We start from the raw sequence: 15935 nt of genomic DNA, 5'->3' as shown, positions 1-15935 counted from the left end.
GTCGGCATGTGGGACGTGATCGCTCTGCTGCTGGCCGTGACGGGCGCTGCGCTCGTCGCCGCCGGTGTCGTGCCGCTGTATCGCGACTCCGAGCTCCACTCCGAGCAGCTGTCCGAGGTCGCGCTCGACAAGCGCGCCCGAGCCCGCGGCGCTCTCGTGGCTGCCGTTGTCCTCTTCTCCGCAGCGGCCGTCGCCCTCCTCGCCGGGACGGCCTGAGCCCCTACGCCGAGCCGTCCGCGATCCGGAGCACGGAGAGGATGACGTGATCCTCCGGTATCGCAGCGCGCACTTCCGCGATCGCCGCGGCCGACGTCGCCGCGTTGATCTTCTTCTACGGGCGATACTCGCGATTGTCCGTGGTCGAGGGCGGCGGCCCCGGATTCGGCTGCTGAAAACTGCCTACACCCAGTGAGGCCAGTCCGGCGGACACCGCCGCGCCCACGATGCGGGCGACGAGCGCTACTGACTTCCCGACGAGCTTCAACGCTGTTGCCATCACGGAACCATCACCTTCAGGACTGGATGGCAACGCTAGTGGTTTGGAGCCGCCCGGGTGCTCTACTTCGAGCCGTTCGCGAGCCGGAGCACGTAGAGGATGACGTGATCCTCCGGAATCGCAGCGCGCACTTCCGCGATCGCCGCGGCCGACGTCGCCGCGTTGCTCTGCACAACCGTCGATGCCGATTCAGCGCGCGTCCGGTGTGCCAGTTCCCACATGCTCCCATCGTCGCACCCGGCGCCAATGGGAGCGGCGGACCGGCAGTGCCGGCCCACGAGGGGGAGAGCCCCCTCGACCCCCCCCGAGCACGTGGAACGGCCGCGCGCTCGAGCGGGAGTCAGCTACGAGGACGCGGCTTGTACTTCTTCCCCGCGCGGATGTTCCGGTTCTCGATCACACCGACCACGGCCAGACCGGCGGCAACGAGGACGATCAGCGCCCATCCGAGGACGTTCAACCACGTCCCGGTGAAGGCCGCATAGGTCTGCTCGCCGGCGATGGAGAAGAGCATCAGCGACAGCCCGAACCAGACCATGCCATTGCTGATCAGCGCGGCACGCGCGAGCTTGGTCCGAGGCTTCGACATGCCCTCACCCTCCCACCGCCGGCTGGACGTGTCCACGGACTTGCACGGCGCCGATCGCGCCGCTCACAGATCCGGACGTCGATATCCGCAATCGGCGCAGTTCAGCAGAGTCGGCGGCATCGCGTGACCGCAGAACGCGCAATCCCAGTCCGGTTGTCGCGTCCCGCACTCCTCGCACCGCTCGGCGGAGGGCCAGGTCACCGCGGCACACGAGACGCACCGCAGCGGATCCGAGGGTTTCACCTTTGCAGAAGGCGACACCCGCGGCGATTCCTCATTGGCGAAGTGCACGCACAAGCCGGCGACGTCGGCGCCGCCCAAGAAGTCAGCCACCGACACCCGAATGGGATCAAGCAAGTCGACGGAGAATCCCACGAGGAAGTCGCCCGGCAGTGCGACAGGCTGCGCTCTCGCCTCCGTGTGCGCGACGGTCATCACCCGGCCGACCTCGTCCACCCGGACGAACGTATGCGTATCCGGGTACGTCGTGTAGTGAAGGACCCGCATCAGGTCACAGCGCTCACGGCTGCGGGGCGTGTGCCGGTAGGTGCTGCGCCATTTGCGAGGTCCGAAAGGGCACGAGGAGACCCATCACCATGCGCTCTGGTCGCCCGGAAGAGGCGGCGGAGGCGTCTCGGCATCTTGCTCCGCCCGAAGCTGTTGAACGACGCGCGTCACGAGGACCACCGCTTGCGCAGCAGCGAAGGCGTCGGTGTGAGAGATGTCTCCGTGGGTTACTTTCTGCGCCAGGTCCCACGCTGCGCGTACGAAGACTCGAAGTTCGGCGTGAGCTTTGCCGCTTGAATACTCCGCGAGGAACAGGTCGAGCCACGTTTTCGCGTCGCCGGCCTTGGGAGCCTCGGTGTCCTTCGGAACGGTCGTGACGGGGGCGATTAGCTTCGCCACGTCGATGATGATTTCGCGGCTGCGACGACCGACGTCCTGCCAGTCGTCTCGGTCGCGCGCTCCGTTCATCACTTTAATCAGAGCATCAATCCGACGATCCACCGCCTCCCAGGTCGGCGCTCCCGTCGAACCCACGTCCTGCACGGTCGCACGGCTCTCGAGTGCCGTCAGCTCTTCGAGCGTCGCCTTGGCGAGATCCTGAATCAGGGCACGACGTTCCGCGTAGCTCGGCAGTTCACGGGACCACTGACCGTGCCACTCCCAGAGGTTCTCCCAAGGAAACGCCGGCGGCAGCCCGAGGCGTTCCAGATTGTCGGTGAGGGTCCTCGCGTCTCCGATGTAGCTCGCGTTCACGCTCTGGATGCGTGGTCCTCCCGTCGCGACGGTCGTCAGCACGTTCGCCTGCTGCTTCAGCAGAAGCCGGATGTTCGGGACGCTGAGGATGTCACTTGAGCCGGGCGGCTGAGCGTTGAAGAGGTCTTCGATATTCGACACGCCTCCATTCTGTTGCGGGTGACTCGTCGGCGGCACCGCCGCGACCGCGAAACCTGGTGGGCGGGGGCGTGGGTGGCCGCCTCGCGTAGTCGATACCCTCGAAAGATGCACCTCCAAGTCGTCCCGAGCGGCACGCCCGCAGTGCCCTCCGACTCCGCCTCCGCGCTGCGCCAGCTCCTCGCGGACGGCGTGACCTGGGGTGACTCGTCCGCCTGGCTCCCGGCTCTGCCCGCGAAGAGCGTCGACCTGTTCTTCACGTCACCGCCCTACGCCGACCAGCGCGCCTACAGCCGGATCCACCCAGACCGTTACGTCGAGTGGTTTCTCCCCTTCGCGCGGGCGATGTACGACGCCAGCGCCGACACCGGCTCGCTCGTCATCAACATCAAGAACCGCGTCGCTAAGGACGGACCCCTCCGCGGACAGCGGCACCCCTACGTGTTCCAGCTCGTGATCGCGTTGCAGAACATGGGCTGGCGGTGGGTGGAGGAGTACATCTGGCAGAAGCCCAACGCGATTCCCGGCAAGTTCGGCCCGCGGACCAAAGACGCCTTCGAGCACGTATTCCACTTCGCTCGAGGTGCGAAGCCGTACTTCGACCTTGATGCGATCCGGGTCCCCTACAAGACGACGGACGATGAAATCGCCCGTCGCCGGCTCGACACAAACGGCCGGCGCACCACGGAGGCCGGTTTCGGCCGCGATCGAGTCGGGACCTACCGCCACGGCGGCGCCGATCCTGGCAACGTCGTATCTGTCAGCCAGACCTACAACCAGCACCGTGGTGTGAAGCACACCGCGGCCATGCCGGAAGGGCTCGCAGAGTTCTTCATCAAGGCCATGTCACCCGTCGGTGGCACCGTCGTCGACCCGTTCGCCGGCGGCGGCACAACCGCCGTTGTCGCCCGCCGTCACGGACGCCTCGCCGGCGGTATCGAGCTGCACGAAGAGTTCGCCACAGAAGCGCGGCGACGCATCGCCGCCGACGTTGACAGCGATGTGCCCGGCCAGATGCTCGGCCTTGGCTGATGCCCAGCGTTGAAGAGACCGTCGCCCGCATCGTTGACACCGCGACCTGGGACCAGCGCGTCGCCCAAATTCGGCTCATCAGCCAGAACCACGGCAGCGCGCAATACCAAGAGATCTACGCGACCGTCGCGCGCGAGCTATACGTCCCTCACCTGGCCCCAGATTTCGCCTACGTGCACTCAATGGAGTTCTACGATCTCCCCACATTCCAGAGCGCCTATGCCGCCGCCAGCAAGGCAACTGCAGCGTTCACCGACGTGTCAGAACAGACGCTCGCGGACACGATCCTCGAGAACCCTCGGACTCTCCTCGCGTTTAGAACCATCCTCGGGCTCACCGGCAACGAGTTCGCTCAATCGACGGGCTTACTTGCGGCGCCTCGGTCCATCAGAGCTGTCTCGCACAGCAAGGTGGACGCGATGGAGCGGAAGGGAACCGCGGTAACGGCGCAGCAGGCCAAGCTCATCGCTATGACGGTCCTCGCCGTGATGGACGGCAGCCTCTTTGGGGACCCGCCCGGCGATCTCCACCGCAAACAGGAGAAGTACGACACCGAACGTGGCTGGGAAGGCGTGCACGAACTTGCACGCGACGGCGTGCCCTACGAGGCTTTGCTTCACCAGCGCCACTATGGCGGGGCCTTCCGGCAGCTCCTCGACGCGACGTCGACGCTGCGCGGGAACCTCCTCGAGGATGCCGTCGAGGAGCTGTTCCTCGAGAACGGCATTCCGCACATTCGCACCGGAAGCCACAACCAAGGCGACATTCAGAAGCGGTTCGAGCTCCACGTCACCCCGGCACCCGATTTCGTCGTCTACGACAACTCTGGAAGCCTCCGCGCAATCCTCGAATGCAAGCTCGTCAACGACGGCGGAACCGCCCGTGACAAGGCTCTGCGGTTCGAACGACTCCGCGCCGAATCGCTCAGGCTCGGCGGAGTCCCCCTCCTCGCCGTCCTCACAGGCCTCGGCTGGACCCGAGTGAACGACACGCTCGGACCCGTCGTTCGCGACACAGACGGCCGTGTGTTCACCCTCGCCACCCTGCCCGACATGCTCGACGTGAATCCGTTCCCGTCGCTCATCGGCACGCACGTAGAGTCCGAGTAGCTTCCTAGCCGGCACCCGTCACAGCTTGTCGATCCACGTGTCCTCGTCTCGATCGACCCAGGCGTTGCCCGTGCCCTGCTTGCTCGAGGTGCGCGCCGACTCGATACGACGGGACAAGCCCAGCAGTAACGACAGCGCCTGCTTCTGCGTCATCTCCGCCACTGACGCAATTTGCTGACCTGTCAGCTCAGCCACCATTGCGAACTGCTCGCGAGCCGTCGTGATTCCGAGCTCCGCGAACGATTGCCGCACTCTCGCTCGGGTCGCGTCACTCATCGCTGGCTCAGCGGCAGGAGTCTCGTTCTCATCGCCGAAAAGGAAAGGAGCTTGTCGGCTGTCAGTCATCGGTGCTCGTTCGAGTCCCGGACGAGCCACCCTCCGCACCCGGGCTCGAGTCGAGGGGCGACTCGGACGACTGCGCGCGCCGCTTCGCGACCCACTTACGTCCGAGGGTTAAACCGCCGGCGACCACGCCGACCACGGCGGTGACGATAGCACCCCCCTCGATGCGCCCCTTGCCGCGCCCCTTATGAAATCCGTGACCCCATGCAGGATTGCCCTTGCCCATCGTCCGCCTCCGTTGACCTGTCTACCCACGAGCTGTGTAGTTCAGGATGCCATCGGTACCAGCGGCGCCACCCAGCCACGGCCCATCGTCCTAGCATCTAGGCCCCGTCGATCGAGAGTTCGGCACGTCCGAGAGCGCCAAGACCGACAGCAAGATTCCCCGCAAGCTAGCGAGGGACAGCTCCACCAGGGTGCCCAGGGCTCCGAGGGCAGTTGCGACCGTCTCGATCCGCGCGTTGATCGGCTGCGGCCGCTGCTTCGTACGGTCCTTCGCCCATACCCGCACGAACCCCCAGTGCACGGTCGGCGCCAACCGTTCCCCGTCGCGCTCGCGCACGACCATCACCGGCGACATCGGCTCAACGTTGTAGTTCGGCCGCAGATCCCCGAAGTCACCTGTGAAGAGATCCTGAGTAAGCCCTCGGTGTTGTTTGAGACAGCGAAACGACCACACATCGATGGCGCTCTTGTCGATTCCTCGTCAGACGGTTCCGGAGATGACCCAGCTGTTACCGTCCCACTTGAAACCGTCTACGAGCGCGTCCGTATAGCCATTTTCGAAGGCGAGGCCGACTCGGTATTCGTTAGACAGCGGGGCGGGGCGGTCCGCGAATTCCTCTGGAAGGTACAGGTCAAGCCGTACTTGGTCGTCGGCCTCGCGTAACCGGTCTTCGTCAATGCCCTCGTAGACCTCGGGGGCAGCATCGGCGCCTGAGCCGGGTACTACGGTTGCGGCTTGCGTGAACGTGTATCCATCGGTGAGAACCGCCGTCTCGGGGGCCCACTTACCCATGTTGATTGCAAGCGACGCAGGGCAGCCCTCGCCGTAGTTCTGCGTCACAATTCGTTTCTGCTCGTCCAGCTCGATGTGGTCGCAGATCGCGGCGTAATCCCGTGCCGCCGCTGCCGCGTAGGTCGACAAGACAGCCGCCTCGAAGGTGCTGTAGTCGCCTCCGCCGGCCTCGCCAACCTCTTCGCTTACTGACGTCGAAGTGCTCTGAGGCGCCTCGGGGGCGTCGCCGACGGAAGCTCCTCCCGAGGAACATCCTGCGAGTGCCAAGACGGCTACTCCTGCCGCTGCAGCCCACGTTTGACGCCTCATGTTTCCCCCTAGTTGCGGGGCTGAACCACTCCGCCCCTTGGACATGAAACCAGACCCTCCGCCACCCATACGGCCACTTAGGACACCAAGTCTCTCTTTGGGGGGGTGCGGATACCTCCGCGCTGTCCAATCGCGTCCCGTACGGGATCGTTCAGCGAGCTGCTGAGCCGGCGGGTGCTGCTCTCGGCCGCGTTACGGGTCACGGCCGAGAGCAGGGCGACACCGGCGGCCCCCCGCCGGTCTGTCGCGTGCGGCGTCAGCGAAGTCCCCACTTCTCGACCGCACCGCCACAGTAGAGCCACCAGCGCACTGCCCGAACGTCATCCGAGCTGAACGCTGCTGCGCAGCTCACCTCCGCTCCACGTCTCGAGAACCCACCGATCGGGACCGGACAGCACGCCCACTGCTTCACCGGCCACTTCCCGGGCACGCTCGGCGCAGCCGTAAATCCCGATGACGTCCGGCGTCTCGGCCCAGAAGGCGCTTCGCAGAAGTAGGTAGTGCTCTCCGTCGATGCTGATGCTCACACCACGGATCCTCGCTGGCCGCAGAGCCCCGCGACGGGTCCGGCACAAAGTGCCACTTCGATGGCGCGTGTCCCGTAAGGGGATCGTTCTGCGGATCACCAAGTCGCCGGGCCGACCTCCGCCGGGTGCCGTGGTTCAGCGAGAGAGCCCTCCCGCTGTCAGCTTGCGCGGACCGACAGGTTCTTGCCGAGCTGAGTCCAGCCGTCGCCGGTGGCGTCGTCCGGTACGGCGTCGTCGGGGTGGATCTGTACCGTCCAGTCGTTCTGCTTTGACAGCTTCTCGCCGCAGCCGCTGACCGGTTCGTCGCCCTCGTTGACGATGACGCAGTGTCCGGCTCCCTCGCGAGGTAGGGCCAAGTAGAAGTCGAGGCCCTCGACGGACCCGGCGAACCGGATCGAGTCGGGATCGAGCTTGTCTCCGACGCTGCCGAGCGAGGGGAGTGCGTCCTGCTCCTGCTGCGCCCTGTCGTAGTCCGAGTACACGGTCGGGTCGTCGTAGACGGTGGTGTCCTGCGCGCACCCGCCGAGAAGAGGAAGGGCCATGAGCGCGACCGAGGCCGCACCGATCTTGAATCCGTAGGTCGATCGTTTGTGGCCCATGGCGTCCCCCGTCGCGTTTCGCTCACCCTACTTCGCCTGAACTCCAGAGCACCGGCTCTCATCAACGGAGCGAAGAGCGCGAGGCTGCCCGTTCCGTATGGGGATTGCCTATCGGACACGCTGCCGACGCTCGACGCTATGGTCGCCCCATGACCAGGGTTGTTTTGATGTGCGGTCCCGCCGGCGCGGGCAAGTCGACGGTCGCGCGCGAGCTCGCAGCAGCCGGGATGAGACGTCTTTCCTTCGACCAGGAAGCGTGGCGTCGAGGGATTCGAACGATGCCGTTACCGGCGAACGTACATGCAGAGATAGAGGGCGAGCTGCGCGGTCAGCTCTTGGACTTGGTGGAGCACGGTGTCGACGTCGTGCTGGACTTCTCGTTCTGGTCCCGCCGTTCCCGGATGGAGTACCGGGAGCTACTAGGGAAGCTCGGGGTGGTGCCCGAGACGATCTACCTCGCTACGCCACGGTCGGTCGCACTGGAGAGGATGCGGACTCGCCGTCTCGAACACGCCGACGACTACGCCCTGCCGGACGAGGTGGCGGCTGCATTTTTCGATCACTTCGAGCCGCCAACTGCCGACGAAGGTCCTCTGACGATCGTCAAGGCGGGCTCCCGCTAGCCCATGGGCTAGCGCGTCAGACCCGGCGTTTCTCTGCAGACCCGAGTGCTCGTTCCGAGGGCGGTAAGGACAGCAGGTCACCGAGCTCGCGCTTCGCCTTCTGGTAACGGCTGCGCGCAGTCGACGGCGGAACGGACACGATCTGAGCCGCCTCGCTGAGAGAGAAGCCGTCCCAATGCACGAGCCGCACCAGTTCTGCCAGCTCCGGAGAAAGCTTGCTCAGCGCTGCTTGGACGTCGAGGGTGACGTCGGAGGGTTCTCCGGTCACTTCGATGGGTTCGACGGTGCCGCGAAGCTTTTCGGCCAGGAGGTCTTGGCGCCGGCGGGTCCTACTGGTGTTCAGGACGACGTTCCGCGCGACCCCGAACAGCCAGAGGCGGGCGTCCTCGTCCGGCAGGGGCATGGACGACGACCGGCGCCACGCGATCGTCATCGTCTCAGAGAGCGCGTCGGGAGCGTCGTCGGTGCCGACTCGGCGTTCGAGGTAGTTCAGAAGGTCACGGGCTGTGGCGTCGAGGATGGCTACGACGCGATCGGCTCGCGTGTCGCGGCGGCTCACTGGGTGAGGTCTGCCTGGGTGAACTGTGCGCAGTCGTCTTGGCTTCCGGTGGAGAGGTCTGAGCCGGTGACGGGATCGACCACCCCTCTATCCTCGAGCTCGTCCCAGACGACGTTGGTGATCGCACCCACCACGGCTTGGCGGTACAGCTCGTCTTCCGAGTACAACTCGGTCGCGGGCACCACGGTGTCGCCGTCGTCGCCGCGGACAGTCACGTCCCGAGCGACGATCCGGGCTAGCTCGCCGTCGATGTCAGCGAGGGCGAGCACGTCGGTGGTGCGAAATACGTCCTGCGCCTCCTTGATGTCCTCCGGGTCGCCTTCCCTGACGACGCTGCGCAACTCGCATTCTCTTCCGCTGGGCAGCGTGAAGTGGACAACGGAATCCGGATTCGCCACATACGGCTGCCAGCCGGAGAGCGTCGCTGCTGCTGCCGCTCCCGTACCGCCCAGAGCGAGAGCGACGACGGTTCCGATCACGAGCGCGCGCGGCGTTGCCTGTCGCCGGCCGCGTCGCGCGTTCCACTCCGCTCCGCGAACCATCTCTCGAAGAGAGGAGTCGGAGACGGCCTCTGCCAGTGGGGTCGGCGGCGCCGATTCGTCCAGGAGCGCGTTCATCGCCCGATCGCTGTCTGCGTCGTGAGGTTCGGTGGTCATGATCTGCTCCTGTGCGCTCGAGTGGCCTTCACTCTGTACATGTCCGTCAGGACCCCGAACTGACGACGCGACGATGAAAATAATCGAGAACCTGTCCCCTAAGGGGATCGTGCACCGGACGGATTCGTTAGGGGTTCTCGCTCGCCGGTCCTTCTGTGTCAGCGAGGAAGGCGACGGCGAGTCGAGCGACCTTCTGGCGGTATCGCTCGCCGGCTCCGATGCCTCGTGCGTCGAGCTCGTCATCGACCTCGACAAGGGGCTGCGCAGCTGCCGGTCCTTCGTGACCGATCCGGTCGTGCACCCAGGATGAGAAGGAGCGGAGATCCCAGTCGCCGGTGAGGAAACGACGGCATGCGACGCGCAGCGCGAGAAGCGGGATCTCCTCACCGTCCCGATCCAATGGCCGCGCGCCCGCTTCGATGAGTGCCGCCGAGCTGAGGTCGAAGACGTCGGCGGGAGTGGCGCTGGAGTAGAGGGACGCGAGAGCGACAAGGGACTCGCTGTCACTCCCTGCTGCGACGAGATTCGCTGCCAGAGCGATCACGTCTCGGGGCTGGACCAGCCCGAAGAAGAGAGCGGCTGTCGTTTCGCGCAGGGTCGGGATCGAAGGGTCATCACGGTCTTCTGCATCGTCTCGCATCCGACCTCCTCCGACCAGTCGCTCGCTGCCGCCCCGCGCTGCTGTCGCGGCGGCGGCGTCAGCGCGACTCGACACGTCGATCGGAACCGGTCGGTGACAGGTCGGCCCGTGGCTGAACCCGTGCTCGAGCTCGTAGACGCATTCCGAGCAGACGTGACCGCCGGCCGGTCCGGCATCCGCGACGTGCTCCACCCACGGGTGAGAGCACGCGCAACAGGCCTCAGCGAGCAGGGAGCGGAACCGAGCGCGGCGCGAACGGCGCGCGTCAGCTCGCGGGCGCCAACGCGAGAGGCCGAACATCCCGTGAGCGTAGCGAGCGCATCGCCACGCCGTCGCGCGCTCCGCCGTGCTTCCATCGCTTCTGGCGTCCCGTAAGGGGGTCGCTGAGCAGGAACTTCTCGAGTCCCGCGGTGCCGATGATCGGTGCCGTGTGGCGGTACCGTCGTTGCCCCTTTCGTAGAGGACCTCTGTGATCACCGTCAGCAGGTCAGGGTGAACCTGACGAGCTGGAGACCAACGCTCGTCGCAGTGATGGCAGCGAACGCGATGAGCGACGCCGCCGGACGAGACGGCACTCTGCGTCTCTTGGACAGCATGAGGATGCTGGATGCGCCGAGCGCCCAGGCAGGTGTGCTGAGTGCGGCGATGAGGAGCAGGACGGGTCCGCCTGTCGGAGGCGGTCCAGGGTCATCCATCTCCGCGAAGCCCATCAGCCCGGCGATGAGGATCGCTAGTCCCGAGAACGTCACGATTCCGAGGATCGCTGTGAGGAGGAGGGCGTAGGGGAGCGCGGTCGACGTGAGCGCACGCGCGGTCTTCGCCGCCGCATAGACGGATCCTCCGATAACGAGCAGGGCGCCGAGGTACCAGGCTGCTGCGCTCAGCGGGATCTCGCGCGGCCGGCAGTCCGTCATGGCTGGTGAGGCGAGGGTCAGCAAGCTCGCGCCGGCCTGAACGAGAAGCGCGGCGACAACGGTGAGAACAATCGCCGTCGCACCGGCGATCCGCCTCGCGCGCAACCGTGCATCGTTCTGCTGGTCGGTCATGGGCTCGAGGGTAGCTACCCCAGTCGGATAAAGAGGTCTAGTGGAGACGGCCGCCCTCCATGGGACCGTCAACCATGCGTCCGGTAGGGGATCGTTCAGCGGGCCGCTGAGCCGGCAGGTGTTGCTCTCGGACGCGTTACGGGTCGCGGCCGAGAGCAGGGCGACACCGGCGGCTCCCCGCCGGTCTGGCGCGTGCGGCGTCAGCAAAGTCCCCACTTCTCGACCGCACCGCCACAGTGGAGCCACCTGCGCACTGCCCGAGCGTCATCCGAGCTGGATGCTGCTGCGCAGTTCACCGCCACTCCGCGTCTCGAGCGTTCACCGGTCAGGTCCGGGCGATGCTCCTGGGGAGTGATGCCGTGTCAGCTGGTGGGGGAGACGTCCGGTGCGACGGTTTCCGGGAAGTCTGCCGGGGTGTGCGCCGTCTCGTGCGTGAGGGTGTCGACTGACCAGGTGCCCGCGTGTAGGCGCAGCGTCGCCTCCTGCGGGAACGAGTAGGCGTACTCCGGAGCCGCTTCGCCGGTCTCGTACGGGCTCCGCTGAAGGGTCGTGCTCTCGGTGAACGTCACCGTGGCCGAGTCGCCCGTGATCTGCACCGAGTCCAGCGACACGTCGGTCTCGAACGCCGTGAAGGACTCCCCGAGCTCGAGGTAGCGGTCTCGCTGAACGCGCAGCCGGGCGTCATCCTCCACGATCACCGCAAGCCGCCCCGGCGTCGAGGTCGATTCCGGGACGCCGAGGCCGGTGAGCTGCGGCGATCCTTCGACCAGGCTCTGAGCGTTCCGGTGCTCGAGGTCTGAGATCAGTGCCGTCGAGATAGCCTGGTTCTGCGACGACGAGGATGCGAGGCCGACGATCACCGCTGCGCCGGCTCCCGCGACGCACACAGCGCTCAGGGCTAGGACAAGCACTCCGGCAGGGCGCACAGCTCTCTCCTCACGGGAAGCCGATGACCGGCTGCTGCGAGCCTATACACCACGGTGTGACTACCCGAGAAGGGACAGCGTCGTCGCCCCGATGAACGGGCTATGACGACGTCGGTTCGGAGGGCGTACGGTGACGGGCGTGGACGACTCCAGCGACCGAGCGAACCGGTGGGCGGTCGGCCTCGGTGTCGTCGTGCTCCTACCTGCCGCTTTGTGGACGATGGTGAGCAGCGTCCTAATGGGCTTCGCGACGGACTCGTGCGCAAGCGCGAGGCCCTGCGACCGCGGACTGGCTGATGCGGGCATGGCGGTCGGCTTCTTCGGCGCCCTCGGCGTCTCCGTGGCTGTGATCGCGGCGTTCCTCTTCAAAGTCGGGCCGCGCGGGGTCAGCGCGTGGATCCCGTGGACGGGCGTCGGGCTCATCGTCCTCACTGGCATGGCTGCCCAGCTCCTGGTTCACGCTGCCACCTGAGCATTGTCGCGGCCTTGAATGTGCACGCTGCGGTCCCTGCCTGCCCTAGCGTTGCCTCATGGTCGCGTCTCGGCCTGAAATGCGCAGCGCCGTTCCGAAAGGGGAGTGTCTGTCGCGGGTCATCAAGAAGCCCACCGGCTCTTAGGCTGACCCGATGAGTTCCCCGGCACCGACCCGCCCGTTCGTGGGCGCTGCTCGCGTCGCCGTCGGTGCAGCGGCGATCGCGGTGATCCTCCACACCTACGCCTTGAGCATCGCGGCCGGCGATCCGAATCCGTTCGACTACTTCGGCTACTTCACGAACCAGACCAGCCTCCTCGCGAGCGCGGTGCTCATCGTCGCCGGATCGGTCGCGCTCGCCCGCCGTCCGACGCCGGTGTGGCTGAGCTACGTCCGCGGCGCGGCGACGGCCTACTCGATCGTCGTCGCCGTGATCTACAACACCCTCGTTCCCGGTACCGGAACGGCTCCGCCCTGGGTCAGCGCCGTCCTGCACGTGGTGCTCCCCGCGCTCGTCCTCCTCGACTGGATCGTCCTCGCCGACCGCGGACCGCTCTCCTGGCGCCGGCTGTGGGTGGTCCTGCCCTACCCGATCGTCTGGGTCGTCGTCGTGCTCGTCCGCGGAGCGACCGACGGGTGGGTGCCGTACGGTTTCCTGCTCCCCGAGAACGGAATGCCGTCGCTCGTCCTGCACGTCGCCGGGCTGACCTGCGCGGTGCTCCTCGCGGGCGCGCTCGTCTGGGCACTGAGCCGACGCCGCACCTTCCACCTCATCTAGTTGATGTCCCAGCGGAGTAACTTCTTGACTCAGCTCAGTTCACAGATCAGACACTCACCCGCAGGTAGGGGCGCTGACCGGCCGCGGCGATTGAGGCGAGTGTCGAAGCGAGATCCTCGACGAGGCGGTGCACCTGCTCGGGTGACCATCCCTCGAGCTCGGACGACGCATCCTCCCACTGCCGCGCTGCGGCGGCACGACCCGTCTCACCTGCGGCGTCTAGCGCGCCACCCAGGCCGGTGCTGACTGCGATGACGAAGCTCTCGTAGTCATCGGTCGCCGCAACCGGCTGGTACTGCGCCGCGGGAACCTCGAGCGCTGGTGTCGAGGTCAGGATGCCTTCGAGCTCCCAGAGTCCGGTCGGATCTATGTCGCAGACGAGACCGTCCGATCCCGACAGCGCCGCGCCCGCCTCTTCATCGGAACCAGCACCAAACACACTCGCAAGAATTCCCATAGCAGTCAGCGTCTCACATAGCACCCAGCGTCTCACGTAGCACCCAGCGGTGCGCATGTGGCGGGGGACACGCGGTCGTGCGGTGCTACCTCACCTACGCCGAGGAACCAGGTCCGCAGGCTTCGCACGGCGGCTAGCGGAAGCGGTGACCCACCGTTCGTAGCACTGGAACAGCTGAATCGCGCCGACGGCTGAGACGACAAATCCGATCAGAATTCCCATGAGCAGGACTGGGCTGAGCTGGCCCCCTGTCTGATTCAAATCTGCACGAACGCCGGCCTGAAACTGCAACAGCGAGCAGATCACGGCGATCACAACACCCGACGCGAGCAGGCTCGAGCCCTTGAGCACTTCCACCATGACCACCCTCGGTCGTGAAACTACCGCAGAGTCTCCCACCCGACACCGCCTCGACCCTTATGGAGATCGTTCAATGGGCCGCTGCCGGCGGGTGTTGATCTCAGTCGCGCTGTGCGTCGCGGCCGAGAGCAGGGCGACACCGCCCCCCGCCGGGCTGTCGCGTGCGGCGTCAGCTCAGCGATGCCAGGATCTGGCTGGCGAGTGGCAAGCGCGCTAGGTCTCAGGCGGGTATTCTCCGCGCGTGGACCTGAATGACCGATCGAGCGCGGAGTTGGAAGAGATGATCACGGCAGTGTGCCGTCGAGTGCGTCGACGAGCGCGGGCCAGTTTTGACTTCGGTCTGGCGGCCGGTCTCGCGGGAGGCCTGCTGCTGGGCAATCTTTTCTTCGGGGGCCCCTCCACGCAGGCTCTTACCCCGATTTCCGTCGGCTTGCTCGTCATTACGGCGCCGCTCGCGGTAATCGCTACCTACATGAACACGGTGAGGCGTGCCCCGGACTTACAAAGCATCCATGACCTGCAGGAGATTCTCTTGCGCCGAGAATCTGCTTCCTGAGCGCGCCAGGTCCACATCGAATCGTTAGGCTTCTCACCTGCTGTCTGGCGACCCTCCTCTCGGCCGCGGTTGTTAACCAGTAATAGGGTCGGCTGGTGGTCGTGCCGTGCCGTCATACTGAGCACGTGTCCATCAGTTCGCGGGTGTTGCGTTACGCATCCGCCTATGCGCTACTGCTCGTCGTCGTCGCGATCGTGTTGCTGAACACGTGGCCCGACTTGTGGGACGAACCACTCGTTCTCGTCGTCCTCGTTCCACTCATGATCATGGCAACGGCTTACCCGAGCTTGCGTCACCAGCTTCCTCCTGAGAGGAGCGTGCGCGAAGGGCAACAGGAGGGCCGTTCCATCCGCGCCGCTGCGTCCAAGGGCGCTCACTCCGCTGACCTAGAGCCGGACGAAGCGCCGGGGCTTTTCGACTCGCCCGCTCGCCAAGCACTCATGGCAGCAACAGTCACCGCCGCCGTGGTGATCGTGCTGGCTCTCATCAGCGTCGTGCAACCGGCGCTAGATCGAGGGTGACGTCACTGTCGCTCCTGGAGCCAGGAACGTCCCGTTACGGGATCGTTGACCGGCAGAGGGGGCGCTGCGCTATGTCGTCGCTCGTTCTTCCTTCGACTCGGTGATGAGCTCCTGCTTGCGTTCGGCTCTGAGCGCGACGACGGTTCCCGCGAGAGCGAGTGCGGCGGCTGCGGTGAAGAGGGCGGTGGCGTCCCACCTGTAGTGACGGATGGTGATGCCTGGTGAGGTCTCGCTGGCTGCGTAGGTGCAGGACAGGCCGAGCGGGTAGAGGATCTTCTCGCCCGACACGCGGCTGGAGTAGAGGTCGATCCCGTCGGGGTACTCGCTGTGCTGGCACTGCACGGCGGCCGGGTCCCAGCCGGTCTGGATCCAGCCGATCGTGTGGGTGAGGAGGGCGACTGGGGTGCCGATCACCATCGCGAGGATGCCGAGGGTCTTCGCGGTCCGCAGTTCCATCCCGTCAGAGTAGGGCGGACGCTACCCACCACGCGCGTCCCGAAAGGGGATGGTTCTCCGGTACACGCGCACGCAGCAGAACCGGCCGCGGGATCCCGCGGCTCGCAGTGTCCCGACAACCCCGTCCGATGAAGAGTCCCGCTGAGGCACCCCACCCGGGACGGTACTCGTGGCGACCCGACGAAGGCGAGCTGCTCAGAGGCGCCGCTGCCTGTGTGCTCCGTCCGTCCGTGACGGCGACGTGTTCCGGCGGAACGACGCTCTCGGCGACCTGCGGAAAGACGCCCTCGGCGACCTCCGGGTCGGGCCGCGGCCGTCGCTCGCCGAGACCGAGACGGCGCTCGGCATCGAAAGCGATCCCGGCGACCCTCCCTCCGCCCGCCCGCCTAGCGTGGTGCGTGAACGTTCACGCACCACGCTAGGCGGGCGGGAGGGGCCGGGACAAGTGCGTCGCGGATCCTGCGCG

General features: G+C 66.3%; 25 protein-coding genes. 8 read left to right on the top strand and 17 right to left on the bottom strand.

Annotated elements, in window-relative coordinates; genetic code table 11:
* Window positions 1–6: 6 nt before the first annotated feature.
* Window positions 7–216 carry a hypothetical protein gene (locus C5D09_RS06910; RefSeq protein ID WP_146084490.1) on the top strand — a complete coding sequence of 70 codons (210 nt, stop codon included), beginning with the start codon at window positions 7–9 and terminating at the stop codon, window positions 214–216.
* Window positions 217–558: 342 nt separating this feature from the next.
* Here C5D09_RS06910 and C5D09_RS17445 read toward each other — a convergent pair whose 3' ends face one another.
* The 4 genes from C5D09_RS17445 to C5D09_RS06895 all read right to left on the bottom strand — a co-directional run bounded on the left by C5D09_RS17445 (window position 559) and on the right by C5D09_RS06895 (window position 2486).
* The gene (locus tag C5D09_RS17445) at window positions 559–717 is read right to left on the bottom strand and encodes a hypothetical protein (RefSeq protein ID WP_181065733.1); all 159 of its coding nucleotides are present in this window, start codon (window positions 715–717) and stop codon (window positions 559–561) included.
* 119 nt (window positions 718–836) lie between these two features.
* On the bottom strand, window positions 837–1085 hold the full coding sequence (locus tag C5D09_RS06905) for a hypothetical protein (RefSeq protein WP_104268925.1): 249 nt from the start codon (window positions 1083–1085) through the stop codon (window positions 837–839).
* Window positions 1086–1148: 63 nt separating this feature from the next.
* Complete coding sequence (locus C5D09_RS06900; protein WP_146084491.1) at window positions 1149–1541, bottom strand: hypothetical protein; 393 nt, start codon at window positions 1539–1541, stop codon at window positions 1149–1151.
* A gap of 135 nt (window positions 1542–1676) precedes the next feature.
* Window positions 1677–2486 (bottom strand): hypothetical protein, encoded by an 810-nt coding sequence (locus C5D09_RS06895; protein ID WP_104268923.1) that lies wholly within the window; start codon window positions 2484–2486, stop codon window positions 1677–1679.
* 105 nt (window positions 2487–2591) lie between these two features.
* On the opposite strand from C5D09_RS06895, the gene C5D09_RS06890 reads away from it, so the two are divergent.
* Together C5D09_RS06890 and C5D09_RS06885 are read left to right on the top strand one after the other, a co-directional pair.
* Window positions 2592–3515: a site-specific DNA-methyltransferase gene (locus C5D09_RS06890; RefSeq protein ID WP_104268922.1), complete on the top strand. Its 924-nt coding sequence runs from the start codon at window positions 2592–2594 to the stop codon at window positions 3513–3515.
* Window positions 3515–4624, top strand: a complete 1110-nt coding sequence (locus tag C5D09_RS06885) for a hypothetical protein (protein ID WP_104268921.1) — start codon at window positions 3515–3517, stop codon at window positions 4622–4624. The genes C5D09_RS06890 and C5D09_RS06885 overlap by 1 nt, the downstream gene beginning before the upstream one ends.
* Before the next feature lie 18 nt (window positions 4625–4642).
* On the opposite strand, the gene C5D09_RS06880 is transcribed toward C5D09_RS06885, so the two are convergent.
* The 5 genes from C5D09_RS06880 to C5D09_RS06860 all read right to left on the bottom strand — a co-directional run bounded on the left by C5D09_RS06880 (window position 4643) and on the right by C5D09_RS06860 (window position 7419).
* The gene (locus C5D09_RS06880; protein ID WP_146084492.1) at window positions 4643–4969 is read right to left on the bottom strand and encodes a hypothetical protein; all 327 of its coding nucleotides are present in this window, start codon (window positions 4967–4969) and stop codon (window positions 4643–4645) included.
* A 313-nt stretch (window positions 4970–5282) separates the two neighbouring features.
* Window positions 5283–5645, bottom strand: coding sequence for an SOS response-associated peptidase family protein (locus tag C5D09_RS06875; protein WP_374953802.1), 363 nt, complete (start codon window positions 5643–5645; stop codon window positions 5283–5285).
* 27 nt (window positions 5646–5672) lie between these two features.
* Window positions 5673–6251, bottom strand: a complete 579-nt coding sequence (locus tag C5D09_RS06870) for a hypothetical protein (RefSeq protein WP_146084493.1) — start codon at window positions 6249–6251, stop codon at window positions 5673–5675.
* Window positions 6252–6613: 362 nt separating this feature from the next.
* A complete protein-coding gene (locus C5D09_RS06865; RefSeq protein ID WP_104268917.1) occupies window positions 6614–6820 on the bottom strand; it encodes a hypothetical protein in 207 nt (68 codons plus the stop codon).
* Window positions 6821–6978: 158 nt separating this feature from the next.
* Window positions 6979–7419, bottom strand: coding sequence for a hypothetical protein (locus C5D09_RS06860; RefSeq protein WP_104234410.1), 441 nt, complete (start codon window positions 7417–7419; stop codon window positions 6979–6981).
* A 149-nt stretch (window positions 7420–7568) separates the two neighbouring features.
* On the opposite strand from C5D09_RS06860, the gene C5D09_RS06855 reads away from it, so the two are divergent.
* A complete protein-coding gene (locus tag C5D09_RS06855) occupies window positions 7569–8042 on the top strand; it encodes an ATP-binding protein (protein ID WP_219813054.1) in 474 nt (157 codons plus the stop codon).
* Window positions 8043–8058: 16 nt separating this feature from the next.
* Here the strand turns inward: C5D09_RS06855 and C5D09_RS06850 are convergent, their stop codons facing one another.
* The 5 genes from C5D09_RS06850 to C5D09_RS06830 form a co-directional block, all read right to left on the bottom strand.
* Entirely contained in the window at window positions 8059–8601 is a 543-nt protein-coding gene (locus tag C5D09_RS06850; protein ID WP_104268916.1) for an RNA polymerase sigma factor, read from the bottom strand.
* The gene (locus C5D09_RS17115) at window positions 8598–9257 is read right to left on the bottom strand and encodes a hypothetical protein (protein WP_104338011.1); all 660 of its coding nucleotides are present in this window, start codon (window positions 9255–9257) and stop codon (window positions 8598–8600) included. Before C5D09_RS17115 ends, C5D09_RS06850 begins: the two co-directional genes overlap by 4 nt.
* 127 nt (window positions 9258–9384) lie before the next feature.
* The gene (locus C5D09_RS06840; protein WP_104268914.1) at window positions 9385–9897 is read right to left on the bottom strand and encodes a hypothetical protein; all 513 of its coding nucleotides are present in this window, start codon (window positions 9895–9897) and stop codon (window positions 9385–9387) included.
* Between the two features lie 479 nt (window positions 9898–10376).
* Window positions 10377–10943 (bottom strand): hypothetical protein, encoded by a 567-nt coding sequence (locus C5D09_RS06835; RefSeq protein WP_104223345.1) that lies wholly within the window; start codon window positions 10941–10943, stop codon window positions 10377–10379.
* 362 nt (window positions 10944–11305) lie between these two features.
* Complete coding sequence (locus tag C5D09_RS06830) at window positions 11306–11803, bottom strand: hypothetical protein (RefSeq protein ID WP_146079436.1); 498 nt, start codon at window positions 11801–11803, stop codon at window positions 11306–11308.
* 205 nt (window positions 11804–12008) lie between these two features.
* Between C5D09_RS06830 and C5D09_RS06825 the strand changes: the two genes are divergently transcribed.
* Both C5D09_RS06825 and C5D09_RS06820 read left to right on the top strand, forming a co-directional pair.
* On the top strand, window positions 12009–12341 hold the full coding sequence (locus tag C5D09_RS06825) for a hypothetical protein (protein ID WP_146076580.1): 333 nt from the start codon (window positions 12009–12011) through the stop codon (window positions 12339–12341).
* A 154-nt stretch (window positions 12342–12495) separates the two neighbouring features.
* Complete coding sequence (locus C5D09_RS06820) at window positions 12496–13119, top strand: Pr6Pr family membrane protein (RefSeq protein ID WP_104250060.1); 624 nt, start codon at window positions 12496–12498, stop codon at window positions 13117–13119.
* A 46-nt stretch (window positions 13120–13165) separates the two neighbouring features.
* Here the strand turns inward: C5D09_RS06820 and C5D09_RS06815 are convergent, their stop codons facing one another.
* Together C5D09_RS06815 and C5D09_RS06810 are read right to left on the bottom strand one after the other, a co-directional pair.
* Window positions 13166–13576, bottom strand: a complete 411-nt coding sequence (locus tag C5D09_RS06815) for a hypothetical protein (protein ID WP_104248174.1) — start codon at window positions 13574–13576, stop codon at window positions 13166–13168.
* A 90-nt stretch (window positions 13577–13666) separates the two neighbouring features.
* Window positions 13667–13936 (bottom strand): hypothetical protein, encoded by a 270-nt coding sequence (locus tag C5D09_RS06810; RefSeq protein WP_104250058.1) that lies wholly within the window; start codon window positions 13934–13936, stop codon window positions 13667–13669.
* 241 nt (window positions 13937–14177) lie between these two features.
* Here C5D09_RS06810 and C5D09_RS06805 point away from each other — a divergent pair, with 241 nt between their 5' ends.
* A complete protein-coding gene (locus C5D09_RS06805; RefSeq protein WP_146076581.1) occupies window positions 14178–14492 on the top strand; it encodes a hypothetical protein in 315 nt (104 codons plus the stop codon).
* Window positions 14493–14617: 125 nt separating this feature from the next.
* Window positions 14618–15013 (top strand): hypothetical protein, encoded by a 396-nt coding sequence (locus C5D09_RS06800; protein WP_104250057.1) that lies wholly within the window; start codon window positions 14618–14620, stop codon window positions 15011–15013.
* Window positions 15014–15082: 69 nt separating this feature from the next.
* Here the strand turns inward: C5D09_RS06800 and C5D09_RS06795 are convergent, their stop codons facing one another.
* Window positions 15083–15469, bottom strand: a complete 387-nt coding sequence (locus tag C5D09_RS06795; protein ID WP_104250056.1) for a hypothetical protein — start codon at window positions 15467–15469, stop codon at window positions 15083–15085.
* Between the last annotated feature and the right edge of the window lie 466 nt (window positions 15470–15935).

Source organism: Rathayibacter sp. AY1C9, from assembly GCF_002932315.1.
Taxonomy (GTDB): domain Bacteria; phylum Actinomycetota; class Actinomycetes; order Actinomycetales; family Microbacteriaceae; genus Rathayibacter.
The sequence above is the reverse complement of the archived record's forward strand: the minus strand, read 5'-3'. Positions and strand labels throughout refer to the sequence as shown.

What these genes read in the sequence shown, in the direction of transcription:
- C5D09_RS06910 (WP_146084490.1), top strand. Translation starts at nt 7, where the DNA reads ATGTGGGACGTGATCGCTCTGCTGCTGGCCGTGACGGGCGCTGCGCTC.
- C5D09_RS17445 (WP_181065733.1), bottom strand. Translation starts at nt 717, where the DNA reads ATGTGGGAACTGGCACACCGGACGCGCGCTGAATCGGCATCGACGGTT.
- C5D09_RS06905 (WP_104268925.1), bottom strand. Translation starts at nt 1,085, where the DNA reads ATGTCGAAGCCTCGGACCAAGCTCGCGCGTGCCGCGCTGATCAGCAAT.
- C5D09_RS06890 (WP_104268922.1), top strand. Translation starts at nt 2,592, where the DNA reads ATGCACCTCCAAGTCGTCCCGAGCGGCACGCCCGCAGTGCCCTCCGAC.
- C5D09_RS06885 (WP_104268921.1), top strand. Translation starts at nt 3,515, where the DNA reads ATGCCCAGCGTTGAAGAGACCGTCGCCCGCATCGTTGACACCGCGACC.
- C5D09_RS06880 (WP_146084492.1), bottom strand. Translation starts at nt 4,969, where the DNA reads ATGACTGACAGCCGACAAGCTCCTTTCCTTTTCGGCGATGAGAACGAG.
- C5D09_RS06860 (WP_104234410.1), bottom strand. Translation starts at nt 7,419, where the DNA reads ATGGGCCACAAACGATCGACCTACGGATTCAAGATCGGTGCGGCCTCG.
- C5D09_RS06855 (WP_219813054.1), top strand. Translation starts at nt 7,569, where the DNA reads ATGACCAGGGTTGTTTTGATGTGCGGTCCCGCCGGCGCGGGCAAGTCG.
- C5D09_RS17115 (WP_104338011.1), bottom strand. Translation starts at nt 9,257, where the DNA reads ATGACCACCGAACCTCACGACGCAGACAGCGATCGGGCGATGAACGCG.
- C5D09_RS06840 (WP_104268914.1), bottom strand. Translation starts at nt 9,897, where the DNA reads ATGCGAGACGATGCAGAAGACCGTGATGACCCTTCGATCCCGACCCTG.
- C5D09_RS06835 (WP_104223345.1), bottom strand. Translation starts at nt 10,943, where the DNA reads ATGACCGACCAGCAGAACGATGCACGGTTGCGCGCGAGGCGGATCGCC.
- C5D09_RS06820 (WP_104250060.1), top strand. Translation starts at nt 12,496, where the DNA reads ATGAGTTCCCCGGCACCGACCCGCCCGTTCGTGGGCGCTGCTCGCGTC.
- C5D09_RS06815 (WP_104248174.1), bottom strand. Translation starts at nt 13,576, where the DNA reads ATGGGAATTCTTGCGAGTGTGTTTGGTGCTGGTTCCGATGAAGAGGCG.
- C5D09_RS06810 (WP_104250058.1), bottom strand. Translation starts at nt 13,936, where the DNA reads ATGGTGGAAGTGCTCAAGGGCTCGAGCCTGCTCGCGTCGGGTGTTGTG.
- C5D09_RS06795 (WP_104250056.1), bottom strand. Translation starts at nt 15,469, where the DNA reads ATGGAACTGCGGACCGCGAAGACCCTCGGCATCCTCGCGATGGTGATC.